This is a genomic window from Pseudomonas vranovensis (genome assembly GCF_040438935.1).
GTDB lineage: Bacteria > Pseudomonadota > Gammaproteobacteria > Pseudomonadales > Pseudomonadaceae > Aquipseudomonas > Aquipseudomonas vranovensis.
On the sequence record NZ_CP159259.1, the window covers coordinates 173142 to 192269 of the forward strand.

Here is a 19128-nt window from a genome sequence, read left to right on the forward strand (position 1 = left end):
CTTCTTTTAACGCAGGCGTTCGGCCAGCCAGACAGCGATATCGCGGATTTCTTCCTGCAGCACTTCGTGCTCCATCGGGTACTCGGCCCATTTGGCGCTCACCCCCCACTGCTTCAGGTGCTCATAGGCGGAGCGACCCATGGCCGGCAGTACCACGGGGTCATGCACACCGTGCAGGCACAGGGCCGGCGTGCGCTGCTGGCAGGCGCTCAGTTCACGCTCCTGGACGAAGGTCGGTGCGTAGGTCGACAGGGCAATCACTCCCCCCAGGGCTTCTTGCCACTTTATATAAGCAGTGTGCAGGACCACCGCGCCGCCCTGGGAGAAGCCGGCCAGGACGATACGTGCCAGGTCGATGCCTTTTGCCTGTTCGGCCTTGACCAGGGCGATGACCTGGTCGGCTGAAGCCTCCAGTTGATCCTGGTCGATGGCGCGCGCCGGGGTCATGGCCTTGATGTCATACCAGCTGGGCATCTCGTAGCCGCCATTGATGGTCACCGGCCGGGTGGGGGCCTGGGGCATGACGAAGCGGGTACTGAGCAAAACGTCCTGCAAGGCTTCGGCAACCGGCAGGAAGTCGTAACGATCGGCCCCCAGGCCGTGCAACCAGATCACACAGGCATCTGCGGTTTTTTGGGGTTCGAGAATCAGCGGGTTGGTCATGACTGCTCCGAAAGTGTGCGCGCGCTCTTGTTTGCGTGCATGAAATGAAGGCGCGTCGAGTGAATCCGGAAAAAACCTGTCGCAACGCTGCAAGTTTTCCTATTGACGTGAACTGAAACGCTTTAGCCGCTCAGTGTGGTACGCGCTTTGCTATGAAGTTCCTGATGCGAGGTTACACGTTTTGGACGGTAACACCCGTTAGCGATTACCAAGGCTGTCACAGAACAGCGCATTGCGCCAATTGACCCAAAAACAAGCCAACACGGGTCGGATGCGCCTCATAAGGGTGCGGTGCAATCCCGGCTCAACACAACAAGAGCAATTTGGAGGTTTTGATGAAGATGCTTAAATCCACACTGGCAGTGGTTACCGCTGCTACCGCACTGGGTATCAGCGGTCTTGCACAGGCGGGTGCAACCCTGGATGCAGTACAGAAGAAGGGATTTGTGCAATGTGGCGTCAGTGATGGTTTGCCGGGCTTCTCGGTTCCGGATGCCAAGGGCAATATCGTCGGTATCGACGCAGACGTGTGCCGTGCGGTGGCTGCAGCGGTCTTCGGCGATGCCAAGAAGGTCAAGTTCAGCCAACTCAATGCCAAGGAGCGTTTCACCGCGCTGCAGTCCGGCGAGGTCGATGTGCTGTCGCGCAACACCACCTGGACCAGCTCCCGTGACGCGGGCATGGGCCTGGTCTTCGCCGGTGTTACCTATTACGACGGCATCGGTTTCCTGGTCAACAAGAAGCTGGGTGTTTCCAGTGCCAAGGAACTGGACGGTGCAACCATCTGCATCCAGGCGGGTACTACCACCGAGCTCAACGTTTCCGACTACTTCCGCGCCAACGGCCTGAAGTACACCCCGATCACCTTCGACACTTCCGATGAAAGCGCCAAGTCGCTGGAGTCCGGCCGTTGCGACGTACTGACTTCCGACAAGTCGCAGCTCTACGCACAGCGCTCCAAGCTGGCTGCCCCGGCCGATTACGTGGTGCTGCCGGAAACCATTTCCAAGGAGCCGCTGGGCCCGGTGGTTCGCAAAGGCGACGAAGAATGGTTCAGCATCGTCAAGTGGACCCTGTTCGCCATGCTCAATGCCGAAGAAATGGGTGTCACCTCCAAGAACGTCGAGGCCGAAGCCAAGTCCACCAAGAACCCTGACGTCGCGCGCATGCTCGGTGCCGACGGCGAATACGGCAAAGACCTGAAACTGCCGAAGGACTGGGTAGTACAGATCGTCAAGCAAGTCGGCAACTACGGTGAAGTCTTCGAGAAGAACCTGGGCAAGGAAACACCGCTGCAGATCGACCGCGGCCTGAACGCCCTGTGGAACAACGGCGGCATCCAGTACGCGCCACCGGTGCGCTGATGCTGCACCCTGCGGCGGCACTGGGCCGCCGCAGGTTGTTCATCTCCCTTTTCTCCGGGGCATTACATGCAAAATCAAATCGGCGCACCCAGGGGGCTGTCCCTGAGCGATCCACGTGTGCGTGCGTGGCTGTTTCAGATACTCACCATCGTCTTCGTCGTCGGCGTTGGCTGGTACCTGTTCCATAACACCCAGACCAACCTGCAACACCGAGGCATCACCTCGGGCTTCGACTTCCTTGAGCGCAGCGCCGGCTTCGGCATCGCGCAACACCTGATCCCCTACACCGAGCAGGACAGTTATGCCCGGGTATTCGTCATCGGTTTGCTCAATACGCTGCTGGTGACCTTTATAGGCATCATCCTGGCGACCCTGCTGGGGTTCATTATCGGTGTGGCCCGGTTGTCACCGAACTGGATGATCAACAAGCTGGCCACGGTGTATGTCGAGACTTTCCGTAACATCCCACCGCTGCTGCAGATCCTGTTCTGGTACTTCGCGGTGTTCCTGACCCTGCCGGGACCGCGGGGCAGTATCAATATCAACGACGCCTTCTTTATCAGCAACCGGGGCGTGAACATGCCCGGTGCTTCCATGGCCGAAGGATTCTGGCCATTCGTCGTCAGCCTGGTGCTGGCTGTGCTCGCCATTGTCGTGATGGTGCGCCTGGCCAACCGGCGCTTCGAGGCCACCGGCGAGCCGTTCCACAAGTTCTGGGTCGGGCTGTTCCTGTTCCTGGGCATTCCGGCGCTTTGTGTGCTGCTGTTCGGCAGCCCCCTGCACTGGGAAATGCCGCAGCTCAAGGGTTTCAACTTTGTAGGCGGCTGGGTGCTGATCCCGGAGCTGCTGGCCCTTACCCTGGCGCTGACCATCTACACCGCCGCGTTCATCGCCGAAATCGTGCGTTCGGGCATTCGCTCGGTCAGCTATGGCCAGACGGAAGCGGCCCGTTCCCTGGGGCTGCGCGAGGGCCCGACGCTGCGCAAGGTGATCATTCCCCAGGCGCTGCGGGTGATCATTCCTCCGCTGACCAGCCAGTACCTGAACCTGGCGAAGAACTCTTCGCTGGCGGCCGGTATCGGCTACCCGGAAATGGTGTCGCTGTTCGCCGGGACCGTGCTCAACCAGACCGGCCAGGCCATCGAGGTAATCGCCATCACCATGAGCGTCTACCTGGCCATCAGTATCAGCATTTCCCTGCTGATGAACTGGTACAACAAGCGCATTGCGCTGATCGAGCGGTGAGGACAAGCGCATGAGTACCCATGTTTTCAAACCCGATATGCCGCCACCGGTGAAAACCGTGGGCGTGCTGGCCTGGATGCGCGCCAACCTGTTCTCCAGCTGGCTCAATACCTTGCTTACGCTGTTTGCCCTGTACCTGGTCTGGCTGATTGTGCCGCCGCTGCTGCAGTGGTCGATCTTCGATGCCAACTGGGTGGGCACCACCCGTGCCGACTGCACCAAGGAAGGTGCCTGTTGGGTGTTCATCCAGCAGCGCTTCGGTCAGTTCATGTACGGCTACTACCCCAGTGAACTGCGCTGGCGGGTCGACCTGACCGTGTGGCTGGCGGTGATCGGCGCAGCGCCGCTGTTCATCTCGCGCTTCCCGCGCAAGGCGATCTATGGCCTGAGCTTCCTGGTGTTGTACCCGATCATTGCCTACACCCTCCTGCACGGAGGCTACCTGGGCCTTGAAACGGTACCGACCAGTCGCTGGGGTGGCCTGATGCTGACACTGGTGATTGCCACCGTAGGTATCGTCGGCGCCTTGCCGCTGGGCATTCTGCTGGCCCTGGGGCGACGCTCGAACATGCCGGCGGTGAAGGTGGTGTGCGTGACCTTCATCGAGTTCTGGCGTGGCGTGCCGTTGATCACGGTGTTGTTCATGTCGTCGGTGATGCTGCCGCTGTTCCTGCCTGAGGGCATGAGCTTCGACAAGCTGCTGCGGGCCATGATCGGGGTGATCCTGTTCCAGTCGGCGTATATCGCCGAGGTGGTGCGCGGTGGCCTGCAGGCCATTCCCAAGGGGCAATACGAAGCGGCTGCAGCCATGGGGCTGGGCTACTGGCGCTCCATGGGCCTGGTGATCCTGCCGCAAGCCCTGAAGCTGGTGATTCCCGGCATCGTCAACACCTTCATTGCCTTGTTCAAGGACACCAGCCTGGTGATCATCATCGGCCTGTTCGACCTGCTCAACAGTGTCAAGCAAGCCGCTGCCGACCCGACCTGGCTGGGCATGGCGACCGAGGGCTACGTGTTCGCCGCCCTGGTTTTCTGGATTTTCTGTTTCGGTATGTCCCGCTACTCCATGCATCTGGAGCGCAAGCTGGACACAGGCCACAAGCGTTAGGAGTGTTCCCATGAGTGAAGCGATCAAACAGCCTGTGAGCCCTGAAGGCATTATTCAGATGCAGGGCGTGAACAAGTGGTACGGCCAGTTCCACGTGCTCAAGGACATCAACCTCAATGTGCGTCAGGGTGAGCGCATCGTGCTGTGCGGGCCGTCGGGGTCGGGCAAGTCGACGACCATCCGTTGCCTCAACCGCCTGGAAGAGCACCAGCAGGGCCGTATCGTGGTCGATGGTGTGGAACTGACCAACGACCTCAAGCAGATCGAAGCGATCCGTCGTGAAGTCGGCATGGTGTTCCAGCACTTCAACCTGTTCCCGCACCTGACCATTCTGCAGAACTGCACCCTGGCGCCGATGTGGGTGCGCAAGCTGCCCAAGCGCAAGGCCGAGGAAATCGCCATGCACTACCTGGAGCGTGTGCGGATTCCGGAGCAGGCGAACAAGTACCCGGGGCAGTTGTCGGGTGGTCAACAGCAGCGTGTGGCGATTGCCCGGGCGCTGTGCATGAAACCCAAGATCATGCTGTTCGACGAGCCGACCTCGGCACTCGACCCTGAGATGGTCAAGGAGGTGCTCGACACCATGGTCAGCCTCGCCGAAGACGGCATGACCATGCTGTGCGTAACCCACGAAATGGGCTTTGCCCGGACCGTGGCGAACCGGGTGATCTTCATGGATAAAGGGGAGATCGTAGAGCAGGCGGCGCCGGATGACTTCTTCGACCGGCCGCAGAATGAGCGCACCCAGCTGTTCCTGAGCCAGATCCTGCATTGATGTTGGAGCGGGCTTGCCCCGCGATGACGCCAGGCTGGGCGATATGTCTCTATCGTCTGGCCTGGCGTCATCGCGGGGCAAGCCCGCTCTTACTGTTTCAGGCCATCAGTTTTCTTCTTTGACCGCCGGCGCAGGCGGTGGGCGCAAGCCGATTTCGGCAGTCAGTTTGAGCTCCTTGCCATTGCGCATGACCAGGATCGCCACTTTATCGTTCGGCTTGATCCGAGCCACCTGGTTCATGGAACGGCGCGCATCGCCTGCCAGTTCGCCATTGATGCTCAGGATCACGTCGCCCAGTTGCAGCCCGGCCTTCTGCGCCGGCCCGTCGCGGAAAATTCCCGACACCACGATACCGGGTCGATCCTTCATGCCGAACGATTCGGCCAGTTCCTGACCCAGCGCCTGCACTTCGATACCCAACCAGCCACGAATGACCTGGCCATGCTCGATGATCGACTTCATCACCTCCAGCGCCAGCTTGGTCGGGATGGCGAAGCCAATGCCCTGGGAACCACCGGACTTGGAAAAGATCGCCGTGTTGATACCGGTCAGGTTGCCGCTGGCATCGACCAGCGCACCACCGGAGTTGCCCGGGTTGATGGCCGCGTCGGTCTGGATGAAATCTTCGTAGTTGTTCAGGCCCAGTTGGTTGCGGCCGGTTGCGCTGATGATGCCCATGGTCACGGTCTGGCCAACGCCAAACGGGTTGCCGATGGCCAGGGCCACGTCACCGATATGAATATTGTCGGAGCGGCCGATGGTGATCGACGGCAGGTTTTTCAGGTCGATCTTGAGTACGGCAAGGTCGGTTTCCGGATCGCTGCCGATCACCCGTGCCAGGGTTTCTCGGCCATCCTTGAGGGCTACCACGATCTGGTCTGCGCCGGAGGTCACGTGGTTGTTGGTCAGCAGGTAGCCTTCCGGGCTCATGATCACCGCCGAGCCCAGGCTCGACTCCCAGCGCCGTTGCTTGGGCAGGTTGTCGCCGAAGAACCGGCGGAACTGCGGGTCTTCGAACAGCGGGTGGGCAGTCTTGTTCACAACTTTGGTGGTGTACAGATTGGCGACTGCCGGTGCGGCAATGCTCACCGCGTCGGCATACGACACGGGACCCTGCATGATGCGCGTGGTCTGCGGCGCTTGTTGCAGGTTGACGTCCTGGCTGGGCAGGCCGACCCATTGCGGAAAGCGCTGGATGATCAGCAGGGCGATCAACACGCCGACCAGCAGCGGCCAGCCAAAGTAACGCAAAGCCTTGAACATTGAACGAATCCTGGGAGTGGGCAGAGGGCCGCTAGAACTGCGTGGGAGCGAGCGCGCGCGATCATACTGCGGCCGAAGCCGTGCAGGAACTGTTTAATCGCAACGTGAGCCATCAGTACCGCGTGCAGGCCCCCTGGCAGCCGCCGTCGGTTTCCCCAAACCCGGCGACGGCCCATAATGGCGGTCATTATACGGGGCCTTGCGCCGCACTGAACTGCTGAATTGAGGAGTCTTTTCATGGCTGTTGCCCTGAGCACCCTGGTCGAGGAAGCCGAACGCTACCTTGGCAGCGCAAAAATCCAGGATTACTGCCCCAATGGCCTGCAGGTCGAAGGGCGGCCGCAAGTCACTCGCATCGTCAGTGGCGTTACCGCGAGCCAGGCACTGCTGGATGCGGCGGTCGAAGCCAATGCCGACCTGGTGCTGGTACACCACGGTTACTTCTGGAAAGGCGAGAACCCCTGCATTACCGGCATGAAACAGCGCCGATTGAAAACCCTGCTCAAGAACGACCTGAGCCTGCTGGCCTATCACCTGCCGCTGGACCTGCACCCGGAGGTCGGCAACAACGTGCAACTGGCCCGGCAACTGGATATCACCGTCGAAGGTCCGCTGGACCCGGACAACCTTCGGGTCGTCGGCCTGGTCGGCTCATTGGCCGAGCCCATGTCGGCACGGGACTTTGCCCGCAAGGTGCAGGAAGTCATGGGTCGCGAACCCCTGGTGATCGAGGGTGAGCGGACCATTCGCCGAGTCGGCTGGTGTACCGGCGGCGGCCAGGGCTATATCGACCAGGCGATTGCCGCCGGGGTCGATCTGTACCTCAGTGGTGAAGCCTCCGAGCAGACCTTTCATAGCGCGCGGGAAAACGGCATCAGTTTCATCGCCGCCGGCCACCATGCCACCGAGCGTTATGGCGTGCAGGCCCTGGGCGATTACCTGGCCCGGCGCTTCGCCCTGGAGCACCTGTTCATCGACTGTCCGAACCCGATCTGAAGCTAAAACGGCAGGGCATATTCTTATACTGTTTCGTTCTAGTTGGGCGTCTAAATAGAATCGAGTGCTGTGATAAAGTGGCCCGCTCGAACACGGCCCGCTGGCCGTCCATAAGATCGTATTTCCGTGAGTAGCCATGGTCGACAAACTGACGCATTTGAAACAGTTGGAGGCGGAGAGCATCCACATCATTCGTGAGGTGGCCGCCGAGTTCGATAACCCGGTGATGCTGTACTCGATCGGCAAGGATTCGGCCGTGATGCTGCATCTGGCGCGTAAGGCCTTCTTCCCGGGCAAGTTGCCGTTCCCGGTGATGCACGTCGACACCCAGTGGAAATTCCAGGAGATGTACAGCTTCCGCGACAAGATGGTCGAGGAAATGGGCCTGGAGCTGATCACTCACGTGAACCCGGACGGCGTCGCCCAGGGCATCAACCCGTTCACTCACGGCAGTGCCAAGCACACCGACATCATGAAGACCGAGGGCCTGAAACAGGCGCTCGACAAGTATGGTTTCGATGCCGCCTTCGGTGGTGCCCGCCGCGACGAAGAAAAGTCCCGGGCCAAGGAACGCGTCTACTCGTTCCGCGACAGCAAGCACCGCTGGGACCCGAAAAACCAGCGCCCGGAGTTGTGGAACGTCTACAACGGCAAGGTCAACAAGGGCGAATCGATTCGCGTCTTCCCCCTGTCGAACTGGACCGAGCTGGACATCTGGCAGTACATCTACCTCGAAGGCATCCCGATCGTGCCGCTGTACTTCGCTGCCGAGCGCGAAGTGATCGAGAAGAACGGCACCCTGATCATGATCGACGACGAGCGCATCCTTGAGCACCTCTCGGATGAAGAAAAAGCCCGCATCGTCAAAAAGAAGGTGCGCTTCCGTACCCTTGGCTGCTACCCATTGACGGGGGCGGTGGAGTCCGAGGCCGAAAGCCTCACCGACATCATCCAGGAAATGCTCCTGACCCGTACGTCCGAGCGGCAGGGCCGTGTCATCGACCACGATGGCGCAGGCTCGATGGAAGACAAAAAACGGCAAGGGTACTTTTAAGCTTCGAGTTACAAGCGGCAAGCTGCAAGTTAGAGGCGTGATGCGTAGCTTCTAGGTTTTGGCGGCTGCCGCCCATTGTGGGCGCGAAGGAGTGCCCATCATGGACTTTGAGAAGCGGGTTGTTTGGCAGAGAAGCAAAAACCTGGCAGGGACGGGATCTCGGAGACAACGACCAGATCACGCGAGCAGCGTTCTCGATTCCCTCGAATATCGCCGAAGGCATGGAGCGCGGCACGACCAGAGAGAAAGTGCGCTACCTGTGCATTGCCAAGGCCTCCTGCGGTGAATTGCGTACGCAGATCATCATTGGAGGAGAAATAGGTTATCTGCCTCAACCGTTATCGAATGAGTGGATTACAGAGACTCGTGAGCTTTCCAGAATGCTGAGCGGGTTGATCAACAAAATTTCTGACTAGTTGTACGCCGACAAGCTTGCCGCTTGAAGCTTACAGCTTGGAGCTTGAATGTAATGAGCCACCAATCTGAATTGATCAGCGAGGACATCCTCGCCTACCTGGCCCAGCACGAGCGTAAAGAACTGCTGCGCTTTTTGACCTGCGGTAACGTCGACGACGGCAAGAGCACCCTGATCGGGCGTTTGCTGCACGACTCCAAGATGATCTACGAAGACCATCTTGAAGCCATCACCCGCGATTCGAAGAAAGTCGGCACCACCGGTGACGATATCGACTTGGCGTTGCTGGTCGACGGCCTGCAGGCCGAGCGTGAGCAGGGCATCACCATCGATGTGGCCTACCGCTATTTCTCCACCGCCAAGCGCAAGTTCATCATTGCCGACACCCCGGGCCATGAGCAGTACACCCGCAACATGGCCACCGGTGCGTCCACCTGCGACCTGGCGATCATCCTGGTCGATGCCCGCTATGGCGTGCAGACCCAGACCCGCCGTCACAGCTACATTGCCTCGTTGCTGGGCATCAAGCACATCGTCGTCGCCGTGAACAAGATGGACCTCAAGGGCTTCGACGAGGGCGTGTTCGAGAGCATCAAGGCCGACTACCTGAAGTTTGCCGAAGCGATCAACATGACCCCGAGCAGCTTGCACTTCGTGCCGATGTCGGCGCTCAAGGGCGACAACGTGGTCAACCGCAGCGAGCGTTCGCCGTGGTATACCGGCCCGGCGTTGATGGAAATCCTCGAAACCGTCGAAGTGGCAGCCGATCGCAACTTCACCGACCTGCGTTTCCCGGTGCAGTACGTCAACCGTCCGAACCTGAACTTCCGCGGTTTCGCCGGTACCCTGGCCAGCGGCGTGGTGCACAAGGGCGACGAGATCGTCGTATTGCCGTCGGGCAAGAGCAGCCGGGTCAAGTCCATCGTCACCTACGAAGGCGAGCTGGAGAACGCGGGCCCGGGCCAGGCCGTGACCCTGACCATGGAAGACGAGATCGACATCTCTCGTGGCGACCTCCTGGTGCATGCCGATAACGTTCCACAGGTGACGGACCAATTCGAAGCCATGCTGGTATGGATGGCTGAAGAGCCGATGCTGCCGGGCAAAAAATACGACATCAAGCGCGCCACCAGCTATGTGCCAGGCTCGATTGCCAGCATCACCCACAAGGTCGATGTGAACACCCTGGAAGAGGGCGCTGCCAGTGCCTTGCAGCTGAACGAGATCGGTAAGGTCAAGGTCAGCCTGGACGCACCGATTGCCCTGGACGGCTATGACAGCAACCGCACCACCGGTGCCTTTATCGTCATTGACCGCCTGACCAACGGCACCGTCGGCGCTGGCATGATCATCGCGCCACCGGTCGTGCCACACGGCACTATCGGCCAGCACGGCAAACTGGCCCATGTGGCCACCGAAGAACGTGCCTTGCGCTTCGGCCAGCAGCCAGCCACCGTGCTGTTCAGCGGCCTCTCGGGCGCAGGCAAGAGCACCCTGGCGTATGCCGTGGAGCGCAAGCTGTTCGACATGGGCCGTGCGGTCTATGTGCTCGATGGTCAGAACCTGCGCCACGACCTGAACAAGGGCCTGCCACAGGACCGCGCCGGGCGTACCGAGAACTGGCGTCGTGCCGCGCACGTGGCGCGTCAGTTCAACGAAGCCGGCCTGCTGACCCTGGCGGCCTTCGTTGCCCCGGATGCCGAAGGCCGCGAACAGGCCAAGGCACTGATCGGCAAGGAGCGATTGCTCACTGTGTACGTGCAGGCATCGCCAATGGCCTGCCGCGAGCGTGACCCGCAGGGCCTGTACGCCGCCGGCGGTGACAACATCCCGGGCGAAAGCTTCCCGTATGACGTGCCGTTGGATGCAGACCTGGTGGTCGACACCCAGAACGTCAGCCTGGAAGAGGGCGTCAAGCAGGTGCTGGAGTTGCTGCGAAAGCGTGGCGCCATCTAAGCGTTTGGCGTGAACAAGAAACCCCACCTCGGTGGGGTTTTTTGTTGCCTGCACAAAAGTAGCGCGGGGCAAGCCCGCTCCTACACTGTAGGAGCGGGCTTGCCCCGCGATGTAACTAATTTAACTGTGTAGAAAGCTGCTGGGTGTTGCCCGCAATTTGCAATAGGATTGACGGGGTATGTTTTTATAAAATCTACGTTGTGGTGCATATTTATGGTTTTGTGATTTTGACTGGCAGTACATTGATATCTCCGATTTGGAATTGGAGGTGTGAAATGTCGGTTGAATATGTTGTCTTTCAAAATTCTGGTTCTATGCTTTTGCCCGCAAACCATATGCTTTTGCCAGGTCAGTTCCTGATGTCTGAAAATGGTCGATATTATTTGAGGCTAAAACCAGAAGGGGACCTGGTCATTGAGCAGGACGGTGCGCAGGTTTGGGTGGCTGATACTAATCAGCCATTTAGCTCGACGATTCGCAGGAAGAAAATGCGCCAGTCGTTAAATTTTGTGGTGAGTAACTCCGGGTTTTTGTATGACCCATCCAGAGGAAGGCTATGGATAGCGGAGAGTACACATACGACTGATAAGTCTTTTTGGTATAACAATTATTTAGTATTGACCGACGATGGAAATCTGGTGATTTATGATCAGCGTTCAGGTGAGGCCCCGATGGGCTCGAGAGGGCTTTGAGCCTGGGCGCTACCCAAAGCCTAAACCCTATAAATTGATTTTTAATTTCCCGGTTTTTGATTGGCAGTGGGGTTAACGAGTAATGCGCCTTTCACATTGTTGCATTAGCGGGTCCATGTCGCATTTGAACTGTTTTTCATAAGCGACCTCTTTAAAGATAAACCTACCGTTGGAACAGGCCGCTAGCGATAATATCAGAAGTCCCGCTATCATTTTCATGATTTACCTAGGCTCGTGTCGAGGGGGTTGAAATGATCCCTCGGTGCGGGTGCTAGGTATACATCAACGCTTCCTGATCCTATGTAGGCTTATGGTGCTCCGGACGTAGGTCTTTTGGGCGCACATTGCTAAATATTGTAACTGAAACAGCATGTCAAATATGCTTCTCCGACACAGGAATAACCCGCTTCTCCTTCACTGCCTTGAACGAAAAACTCGAATAAATCTCCTTCACTCCCGGCAAACTTTGCAATACCTCTCGGGCGAACTCGCCAAACGATTCCAGGTCTCGCGCCAATATTTCCAGCAAGAAGTCATAGCGCCCGGAAATATTGTGGCAAGCCACGATCTCGGGAATTTCCATTAGCCGCTGTTCAAACGCGCGGGCCATTTCCTTGGTGTGCGAGTCCATCATGATGCTGACGAACGCCGTGACGCCAAAGCCCAGGGCCTTGGGCGAGAGGATGGCCTGGTAGCCGGTGATGTAGCCGTTTTCTTCCAGCAACTTCACCCGCCGCCAGCATGGCGAGGTGGTCAAGGCGACGCTGTCGGCCAGTTCGGAGACGGTCAGGCGGGCGTTGTCCTGCAGGGCGGCGAGCAGGGCACGGTCGGTACGGTCGATGGCGTTAGGCATAACTTGCCCTCGGTAGGCTGGATTTATTGTTTTTTTATCAACAACCCTATTCGAGGGTAGTTATATTTGGAAAAAAATCAGCACATCAGTGGCATAAGCTTATAACAAATCACAAGAGGCTGTTGTCATGAGCGGCTCCACCAAGGATTCAGGTTTTGCTACCCGTGCCATCCACCACGGCTACGATCCGCTGGCCAACCAGGGGGCGCTGGTGCCTCCGGTCTACCAGACTGCCACCTTCGCCTTTCCTACCGTTGAATACGGTGCTGCCTGTTTTGCAGGGGAAGAGGGCGGACACTTCTACAGTCGTATCTCCAACCCTACCCTGGCCTTGCTGGAAACACGCATGGCTTCGCTCGAAGGCGGCGAGGCCGGCCTGGCACTCGCTTCCGGCATGGGCGCGATCACCGCGACCTTGTGGACCCTGCTGCGACCCGGCGACGAGGTGCTAGTAGGGCGCACTTTGTATGGCTGTACCTTCGCCTTCCTGCACCACGGTATCGGCGAGTTCGGGGTCAAGGTCCGGCATGTGGACATGACTGACGTTGCTGCCGTCGCTGCTGCGATCAGCGCTGATACCAAGGTGATCTACTTCGAGACCCCGGCCAACCCCAACATGCAGATGGCTGATATCGCTGCAGTGGCCAAGCTTGCGCACAAGCACGACATCAAGGTGGTGGTCGACAACACCTACTGCACCCCATACCTGCAACGCCCGCTGGAATTGGGCGCTGACCTGGTAGTGCATTCGGCAACCAAGTACCTCAGCGGTCATGGCGACATCACGGCCGGCCTGGTGGTGGGCAGCAAAGTGCTGGTGGATCGGATTCGTCTTGAGGGTCTGAAGGACATGACCGGCGCGGTGATGTCACCCCACGATGCCTCCTTGCTCATGCGTGGCATGAAGACCCTGACCTTGCGCATGGAGCGACACTGCAGCAACGCCCAGGTAATCGCCGAGTTCCTCCAGCAACACCCTGCTGTGGAAATGATCAACTACCCCGGCTTGCCGACCTTCCCCCAGTACCAACTGGCCCGCCGGCAGATGCGCTTGCCAGGTGGCATGATCGCGTTCGAGCTCAAGGGCGGGATCACTGCCGGGCGACGCTTCATGAATGCCCTGCAGCTGTTCAGCCGGGCGGTCAGCCTGGGGGATGCCGAGTCCCTGGCGCAACACCCGGCGAGCATGACCCATTCCAGCTACACGCCGCAGGAGCGTGCCCAGTACGGAATTTCCGAAGGGCTGGTGCGCCTGTCGGTCGGTCTTGAGGATATCGACGACCTACTGGCAGACATCGAACAGGCCCTGATGGCCTGTGCCTGAACCCACCACGGAAGGGGTCAATGCAATGGTGGCAATGATGAACCTGGTGCCGGATGAAGGTGTGCCGCTTCGACCTGGCGATGAAGCCGAGGTCGATAGCGATCCGGGCGAGACTGCCGAGTGGCTGGAGGCGTTGGAATCGACCCTGCATCACTGCGGCCCGCAGCGGGCCCGATTCTTGTTGGAGCAGCTCGAAGCCCATGCCCGGGAGCTGGGTGTGGCCCGTGGTGTTCAGGCGTATTCGGCCTACCGCAACAGCGTCCCCGTGGAGCTGCAGGATGCTTATCCAGGGGATCTGGAGCTTGAGGAACGCATCACCAGCCTGCTGCGCTGGAATGCGTTGGCCATGGTGATGCGGGCCAATCACGCTTATGGCGACCTGGGCGGACACATCGCCAGCTACGCCTCGGCGGCGGAAATTTTCGAGGTTGGCTTCCAGCATTTTTTCCGGGGTGATGATGGCGGTGAGCGCCGCAGTGCCGACCTGGTGTTCTTCCAGCCGCATTCGGCGCCGGGTATTTATGCTCGCGCCTTCCTTGAAGGGCGTCTGAGCGAAGAGCAACTGGCCCGCTATCGCCAGGAAGTGGCGGGCAACGGCCTGTGCTCCTATCCCCACCCCTGGCTGATGCCGGACTTCTGGCAGTTCCCGACCGGTTCCATGGGCATCGGACCAATCAATGCCATCTACCAGGCGCGTTTCATGCGCTACCTGCAACACCGCAACCTGGTCGACACCTCGCAGCGCCATGTATGGGGCGTGTTCGGCGATGGTGAAATGGACGAGCCCGAATCCATCGCCGGCCTGACCCTGGCGGCGCGTGAGCAACTGGACAACCTCACTTTCGTGGTCAACTGCAACCTGCAGCGCCTGGATGGCCCGGTGCGTGGCAATGGCCAGATCATCCAGGAGCTTGAGTCCCTGTTCAGCGGCGCCGGCTGGAATGTGATCAAGGTGCTGTGGGGCTCGGAATGGGATGCCTTGTTTGCCCGCGATACTGAACATGTGCTGCTGCGCCAGCTGGCGGCAACGCCCGATGGCCAGTTCCAGAACCTGGGGGCCAAGGACGGCGCCTACAACCTCGAGCACTTCTTCAATCAGCACCCGGCCCTGCAAAAGCTGGTGGAGCATATGAGCTCGGCCAAGATCAATGGGCTCAAACGCGGTGGTCATGACCTGCGCAAGTTGTACGCAGCCTACGCGGCGGCCAAGGCCTGCAAGGGCCGGCCGACGGTGATTCTGGCCAAGACCAAGAAAGGCTACGGCATGAGCGCGGCGGGCGAGTCGAAGATGACCGCACACCAGGCCAAGAAGCTGGACGTCCAGGCCCTGCTGGCTTTTCGCGACCGCTTTCACCTGCCGCTGAGTGACAGCCAGGTCGAGCAACTGCAGTTCTATCGTCCCGCCGAAGACAGTCCGGAGTTACGCTACTTGCGTGAACGCCGTGCGGCCCTTGGCGGCCCTCTGCCAAGGCGGCGCAGTGAAGTCAAACCCGTTCCGGTGCCCGACCTCCACACCATGGGCGCCTTCGCCCTGCAGGCCGAAGGCAAGGAAATGTCCACCACCATGGCAGCAGTGCGCATGCTGGGCGCCTGGCTCAAGGCGCCGACGCTGGGGGCGCGTGTAGTGCCGATTGTTGCCGACGAGGCGCGTACCTTTGGCATGGCCAGCCTGTTCCGGCAGATCGGGATCTATTCCCCGCTGGGGCAACGCTATGAGCCCGAGGATGCCGGCTCGCTGTTGTCGTACAAGGAAGCACGAGACGGTCAGTTGCTGGAGGAGGGCATCACCGAGGCTGGCGCGTTGTCGTCCTGGGTGGCGGCGGCCACCTCTTATGCCGTGCATGGCGAGCCGATGCTGCCGGTGTACATCTATTACTCGATGTTCGGCTTCCAGCGCGTCGGCGACCTGATCTGGGCCGCTGCGGACCAGCGTGCCCGCGGCCTGTTGCTCGGCGCCACCGCTGGGCGGACCACGCTGGGTGGCGAAGGGCTTCAACATCAGGACGGCTCAAGCCTGGTCATGGCCTCGATGGTACCTAACTGCCGCGCCTGGGAGTCGTGCTTCGCCGGTGAGCTGGCGGTGATTCTCGAACATGCAGCCAGGCGCATGCTCACCGAGCAGCGCGACGAGTTCCATTACGTGGCGGTGATGAACGAAAACTATCCACAGCCGTCCCTGCCCGAGCGGTTGCATGAAGAGGTGTTGCGCGGCATGTACCGATATGTCGAACAGCGGGTCGCCGATGCACGGGGGCGGGTGCGCCTGTTGGGGTCAGGAGCGATCCTGCGCGAGGTCATCGCCGCCAGTGAGTTGCTGGCCAGCGACTGGCAGATTGAAAGCGATGTGTTCAGTGTCACCAGTTTCAGCGAACTGGCCCGAGAGGCGCGGGAGGTCGATCGCTCCAGCCGCCTGGGCCAAGGGACAGGCGAGTTCAGCCATGTACATCGTTGCCTGGCCGGAAGTGTGCCGGTCATTGCCGCGACCGACTACGTGCGCGCCTGGCCGCAACTGATTGCCGAGTACGTGCAGGCGCCGTACGTGACGCTAGGCACCGACGGCTTTGGCCGCAGCGATACCCGCCAGCAGTTGCGGCGGTTCTTTGAGGTCGATCGCTTCAGTATCGTGCTGGCCAGCCTGCACAGTCTGGTGCGCCAGGGAGGGATCACCCAGCACCTGCTGGATGAAGCACTGGAACGGTACGGCTGTTGGCAAGGAGAGGCGCCCTGGTGCTGCTGATGCTGCTGCTCCCATGAAAAATGCCCCGCCTCTTTCGAAGCGGGGCATTTTACGTTCGCACATACCGGCTGTATCAGTTGCGCTTGAGCCCGTACTGTTCATCCAGCATGCCCGGTGCATTGGGCGCTTTGGGTGCGTAGTCGCGGGGTACTTCGGTATCCTTCGGTGGTGTCAGGCGATCACGCGGGGCCTGGGCGGCTTCCGAGTGCAGGGCGGCCAGCAGGCGCTGGCGGGTCAGTTCGTCCAGGGCCAGGCGGTTGGCGCCATCGGCCAGGTGATCCTGGACTTCCTGGTAACTCTGGGTCAGTTTCTTGACCAGTGCAGCCGTACTGTTGAAGTGGGTAACCACCTCATTCTGGTAGCTGTCGAAACGTTCCTGGATATCATCCAGCTGACGCTGGGTGCTGCTCGGCGCTGCATTGGGCAGCAGGCGGGCGACCAGGAAACCAACGACGACGCCCACGACGAGGGCCAGGGTCGGCAACAACCAAACTAAGAGCGAGAGTTCCACGAGTCCTTCCTCTATAAACGGCTTTGCTTTACGTTAACGGCTCGGACCTGCGCTGTATACCGCGAACGATCGCAAATATCTCAGACAGAATCATTCAGCTAGACGAGTCGACCCTTTCCGAGGTCACGGAGTTTATCCTTGCTTATCCGCGAAACCCCCGTATTCATCGATGGCCCGGTCGGCCAATTGGAAGCCTTGTACCTTGACGTCACCGATGCCCGCGGCATCGTGCTGCTGTGCCACCCCAACCCGGTGCAGGGTGGGACCATGACCAACAAGGTGGTGTCGATGCTGCAGCGCACCGCTCGCGATGCCGGCTACATTACCCTGCGTTTCAACTATCGTGGCGTGGGCGCCAGTGCCGGCAGCCACGACATGGGCAGCGGCGAGGTGGACGATGCCGAGGCCGCAGCGGCCTGGTTGCTGGAAAAGCATCCACAACTGCCATTGACCTTGATGGGCTTTTCCTTCGGCGGCTTCGTCGCGGCAAGCCTGGGTGGTCGCCTTGAAGCCGAAGGCGTTTCGCTCAAGCAACTGTTCATGGTCGCCCCGGCGGTGATGCGCTTGAAGGATCAGGATGCGATTCCACACAACTGCGCCCTGAGTGTGATTCAGCCCGATACCGACGAAGTGATCGATCCGCAGATCGTCTACGACTGGTCGGACACACTCCCACGCCCCCATGAGCTGCTGAAAGTGGCAGAATGCGGACACTTTTTCCACGGCAAGCTCACCGACCTCAAGGATCTGGTGCTGCCGCGCCTTTCAAATTGATACAAGCCTGATAAGCGATTACCCATGACTACGCGCATCCTTACCGGTATCACCACCACGGGCACGCCTCACCTGGGCAACTACGCCGGTGCCATCCGCCCGGCGATCCTCGCCAGCCGTGAGCCAGGTGTCGACTCGTTCTACTTTCTGGCCGACTACCACGCCCTGATCAAATGCGATGACCCGCAGCGTATCCAGCGTTCGCGTCTGGAAATCGCCGCGACCTGGCTGGCTGGTGGCCTGGATCCGGAGCGCGTGACTTTTTATCGTCAGTCCGATATCCCCGAAATCCCGGAGCTGACCTGGTTGCTGACCTGCGTGGCTGCCAAGGGTCTGCTCAATCGTGCGCACGCCTACAAGGCTTCGGTGGACAAGAACCTGGAGAACGGTGAAGACCCGGATGCCGGTATCAGCATGGGGTTGTACAGCTACCCGGTACTGATGGCCGCCGACATCCTGATGTTCAACGCCAACAAGGTTCCGGTCGGCCGCGACCAGATCCAGCACGTGGAAATGGCCCGTGATATCGGCCAGCGCTTCAATCACCTGTTTGGCCAGGGCAAGGAGTTCTTCGCCATGCCTGAAGCGCTGATCGAAGAGAGCGTGGCCACGCTGCCGGGCCTGGACGGTCGCAAGATGTCCAAGAGCTACGACAACACCATCCCTTTGTTCACCAGTGCCAAGGACATGAAAGACGCTATCTCGCGTATCGTCACCGATTCGCGCGCGCCGGGCGAAGCCAAGGACCCGGACAACTCGCACCTGTTCACCTTGTTCCAGGCCTTCGCCACCCCCGCACAAGCCGACGAGTTCCGCAGCGAATTGCTGCAGGGCCTGGGCTGGGGCGAGGCCAAGCAACGCCTGTTCCAATTGCTCGACGGCCAGTTGAGCGAGCCGCGCGAGCGCTATCACCAGCTGATCAGTCGCCCGGGTGACCTGGAAGACATCCTGCTGGCTGGTGCGCAGAAAGCCCGCAAGGTCGCCACACCGTTCCTGGCCGAGCTGCGCGAAGCGGTAGGCCTGCGCTCGTTCCGCAACATCGAGCAGGGCACTGCCCAGGTCAAGAAGAAGGCGACCAAGGCTGCGCGCTTTGTCAGCTTCCGTGAAGACGATGGCAGCTTCCGCTTCCGCCTGCTGGCCGCTGACGGCGAGCAACTGCTGCTGTCGCGCAACTTCGCCGATGGCAAGACCGCCGGTGCCGTGACCAAGCAACTGCAGCAGGGTGGCGAACTGGATGTGCGCAATGAAGGCCTGGGCTTCAGCCTGTGGCTGGAAGGGCAATGCGTTGCCGACGGCCCGCAGCTTGCCGACGAAGCGACGCGCGACGCCGCCATCGAGAGCCTGCGCACTGCGTTGCAGCCGCAGCAGGACTGAACGATCTGACGCAAGTCTGATTGC

16 protein-coding genes and 1 pseudogene are annotated in these 19128 nt (G+C 60.0%); 13 read left to right on the forward strand and 4 right to left on the reverse strand.

Translation table 11 applies throughout. The features are described from left to right. Nucleotides 1-6 precede the first annotated feature (6 nt). Complete coding sequence (locus tag ABVN19_RS00845; protein ID WP_028943252.1) at nucleotides 7-663, reverse strand: alpha/beta fold hydrolase; 657 nt, start codon at nucleotides 661-663, stop codon at nucleotides 7-9. 335 nt (nucleotides 664-998) lie between these two features. Here ABVN19_RS00845 and ABVN19_RS00850 point away from each other — a divergent pair, with 335 nt between their 5' ends. From ABVN19_RS00850 to ABVN19_RS00865, 4 genes are all read left to right on the forward strand, one after another. After that, nucleotides 999-2027: an amino acid ABC transporter substrate-binding protein gene (locus ABVN19_RS00850; protein WP_028943253.1), complete on the forward strand. Its 1029-nt coding sequence runs from the start codon at nucleotides 999-1001 to the stop codon at nucleotides 2025-2027. 66 nt (nucleotides 2028-2093) lie between these two features. After that, nucleotides 2094-3272, forward strand: coding sequence for an amino acid ABC transporter permease (locus ABVN19_RS00855; RefSeq protein WP_028943254.1), 1179 nt, complete (start codon nucleotides 2094-2096; stop codon nucleotides 3270-3272). 10 nt (nucleotides 3273-3282) lie between these two features. Beyond that, nucleotides 3283-4380, forward strand: coding sequence for an amino acid ABC transporter permease (locus ABVN19_RS00860; RefSeq protein WP_028943255.1), 1098 nt, complete (start codon nucleotides 3283-3285; stop codon nucleotides 4378-4380). 10 nt (nucleotides 4381-4390) lie between these two features. Next, nucleotides 4391-5155, forward strand: a complete 765-nt coding sequence (locus ABVN19_RS00865) for an amino acid ABC transporter ATP-binding protein (RefSeq protein ID WP_028943256.1) — start codon at nucleotides 4391-4393, stop codon at nucleotides 5153-5155. Nucleotides 5156-5260: 105 nt separating this feature from the next. Here ABVN19_RS00865 and algW read toward each other — a convergent pair whose 3' ends face one another. Further along, entirely contained in the window at nucleotides 5261-6418 is a 1158-nt protein-coding gene (gene algW / locus ABVN19_RS00870) for a Do family serine endopeptidase AlgW (RefSeq protein ID WP_028943257.1), read from the reverse strand. Between the two features lie 237 nt (nucleotides 6419-6655). On the opposite strand from algW, the gene ABVN19_RS00875 reads away from it, so the two are divergent. The 5 genes and pseudogenes from ABVN19_RS00875 to ABVN19_RS00895 all read left to right on the forward strand — a co-directional run bounded on the left by ABVN19_RS00875 (nucleotide 6656) and on the right by ABVN19_RS00895 (nucleotide 11531). Continuing rightward, the gene (locus ABVN19_RS00875; protein WP_105641912.1) at nucleotides 6656-7414 is read left to right on the forward strand and encodes a Nif3-like dinuclear metal center hexameric protein; all 759 of its coding nucleotides are present in this window, start codon (nucleotides 6656-6658) and stop codon (nucleotides 7412-7414) included. 136 nt (nucleotides 7415-7550) lie between these two features. Next, a complete protein-coding gene (gene cysD, locus ABVN19_RS00880; RefSeq protein WP_028943259.1) occupies nucleotides 7551-8468 on the forward strand; it encodes a sulfate adenylyltransferase subunit CysD in 918 nt (305 codons plus the stop codon). A gap of 100 nt (nucleotides 8469-8568) precedes the next feature. Further along, nucleotides 8569-8884 (forward strand): annotated as a pseudogene (locus ABVN19_RS00885) (four helix bundle protein). A 53-nt stretch (nucleotides 8885-8937) separates the two neighbouring features. Continuing rightward, a complete protein-coding gene (cysN, locus tag ABVN19_RS00890; protein WP_028943260.1) occupies nucleotides 8938-10839 on the forward strand; it encodes a sulfate adenylyltransferase subunit CysN in 1902 nt (633 codons plus the stop codon). Between the two features lie 275 nt (nucleotides 10840-11114). Continuing rightward, nucleotides 11115-11531 (forward strand): hypothetical protein, encoded by a 417-nt coding sequence (locus tag ABVN19_RS00895; RefSeq protein WP_245219046.1) that lies wholly within the window; start codon nucleotides 11115-11117, stop codon nucleotides 11529-11531. Nucleotides 11532-11904: 373 nt separating this feature from the next. Here ABVN19_RS00895 and ABVN19_RS00900 read toward each other — a convergent pair whose 3' ends face one another. After that, entirely contained in the window at nucleotides 11905-12384 is a 480-nt protein-coding gene (locus tag ABVN19_RS00900; RefSeq protein WP_028943261.1) for an Lrp/AsnC family transcriptional regulator, read from the reverse strand. A 127-nt stretch (nucleotides 12385-12511) separates the two neighbouring features. On the opposite strand from ABVN19_RS00900, the gene ABVN19_RS00905 reads away from it, so the two are divergent. Together ABVN19_RS00905 and mdeB are read left to right on the forward strand one after the other, a co-directional pair. Beyond that, nucleotides 12512-13708 (forward strand): methionine gamma-lyase, encoded by a 1197-nt coding sequence (locus tag ABVN19_RS00905; protein ID WP_105641913.1) that lies wholly within the window; start codon nucleotides 12512-12514, stop codon nucleotides 13706-13708. Nucleotides 13709-13733: 25 nt separating this feature from the next. Beyond that, complete coding sequence (gene mdeB / locus ABVN19_RS00910) at nucleotides 13734-16445, forward strand: alpha-ketoglutarate dehydrogenase (protein WP_105641914.1); 2712 nt, start codon at nucleotides 13734-13736, stop codon at nucleotides 16443-16445. A 73-nt stretch (nucleotides 16446-16518) separates the two neighbouring features. Here mdeB and ABVN19_RS00915 read toward each other — a convergent pair whose 3' ends face one another. Further along, nucleotides 16519-16956 carry a DUF1043 family protein gene (locus ABVN19_RS00915; RefSeq protein WP_028943264.1) on the reverse strand — a complete coding sequence of 146 codons (438 nt, stop codon included), beginning with the start codon at nucleotides 16954-16956 and terminating at the stop codon, nucleotides 16519-16521. Between the two features lie 138 nt (nucleotides 16957-17094). Here ABVN19_RS00915 and ABVN19_RS00920 point away from each other — a divergent pair, with 138 nt between their 5' ends. Further along, the gene (locus ABVN19_RS00920) at nucleotides 17095-17730 is read left to right on the forward strand and encodes an alpha/beta fold hydrolase (protein WP_028943265.1); all 636 of its coding nucleotides are present in this window, start codon (nucleotides 17095-17097) and stop codon (nucleotides 17728-17730) included. Nucleotides 17731-17754: 24 nt separating this feature from the next. Further along, a complete protein-coding gene (locus ABVN19_RS00925) occupies nucleotides 17755-19104 on the forward strand; it encodes a tryptophan--tRNA ligase (protein WP_105641915.1) in 1350 nt (449 codons plus the stop codon). Nucleotides 19105-19128: the final 24 nt, after the last annotated feature.

What these genes read in the sequence shown, in the direction of transcription:
- ABVN19_RS00845 (WP_028943252.1), bottom strand. Translation starts at nt 663, where the DNA reads ATGACCAACCCGCTGATTCTCGAACCCCAAAAAACCGCAGATGCCTGT.
- ABVN19_RS00850 (WP_028943253.1), top strand. Translation starts at nt 999, where the DNA reads ATGAAGATGCTTAAATCCACACTGGCAGTGGTTACCGCTGCTACCGCA.
- ABVN19_RS00855 (WP_028943254.1), top strand. Translation starts at nt 2,094, where the DNA reads ATGCAAAATCAAATCGGCGCACCCAGGGGGCTGTCCCTGAGCGATCCA.
- ABVN19_RS00860 (WP_028943255.1), top strand. Translation starts at nt 3,283, where the DNA reads ATGAGTACCCATGTTTTCAAACCCGATATGCCGCCACCGGTGAAAACC.
- ABVN19_RS00865 (WP_028943256.1), top strand. Translation starts at nt 4,391, where the DNA reads ATGAGTGAAGCGATCAAACAGCCTGTGAGCCCTGAAGGCATTATTCAG.
- algW (WP_028943257.1), bottom strand. Translation starts at nt 6,418, where the DNA reads ATGTTCAAGGCTTTGCGTTACTTTGGCTGGCCGCTGCTGGTCGGCGTG.
- ABVN19_RS00875 (WP_105641912.1), top strand. Translation starts at nt 6,656, where the DNA reads ATGGCTGTTGCCCTGAGCACCCTGGTCGAGGAAGCCGAACGCTACCTT.
- cysD (WP_028943259.1), top strand. Translation starts at nt 7,551, where the DNA reads ATGGTCGACAAACTGACGCATTTGAAACAGTTGGAGGCGGAGAGCATC.
- cysN (WP_028943260.1), top strand. Translation starts at nt 8,938, where the DNA reads ATGAGCCACCAATCTGAATTGATCAGCGAGGACATCCTCGCCTACCTG.
- ABVN19_RS00895 (WP_245219046.1), top strand. Translation starts at nt 11,115, where the DNA reads ATGTCGGTTGAATATGTTGTCTTTCAAAATTCTGGTTCTATGCTTTTG.
- ABVN19_RS00900 (WP_028943261.1), bottom strand. Translation starts at nt 12,384, where the DNA reads ATGCCTAACGCCATCGACCGTACCGACCGTGCCCTGCTCGCCGCCCTG.
- ABVN19_RS00905 (WP_105641913.1), top strand. Translation starts at nt 12,512, where the DNA reads ATGAGCGGCTCCACCAAGGATTCAGGTTTTGCTACCCGTGCCATCCAC.
- mdeB (WP_105641914.1), top strand. Translation starts at nt 13,734, where the DNA reads ATGGTGGCAATGATGAACCTGGTGCCGGATGAAGGTGTGCCGCTTCGA.
- ABVN19_RS00925 (WP_105641915.1), top strand. Translation starts at nt 17,755, where the DNA reads ATGACTACGCGCATCCTTACCGGTATCACCACCACGGGCACGCCTCAC.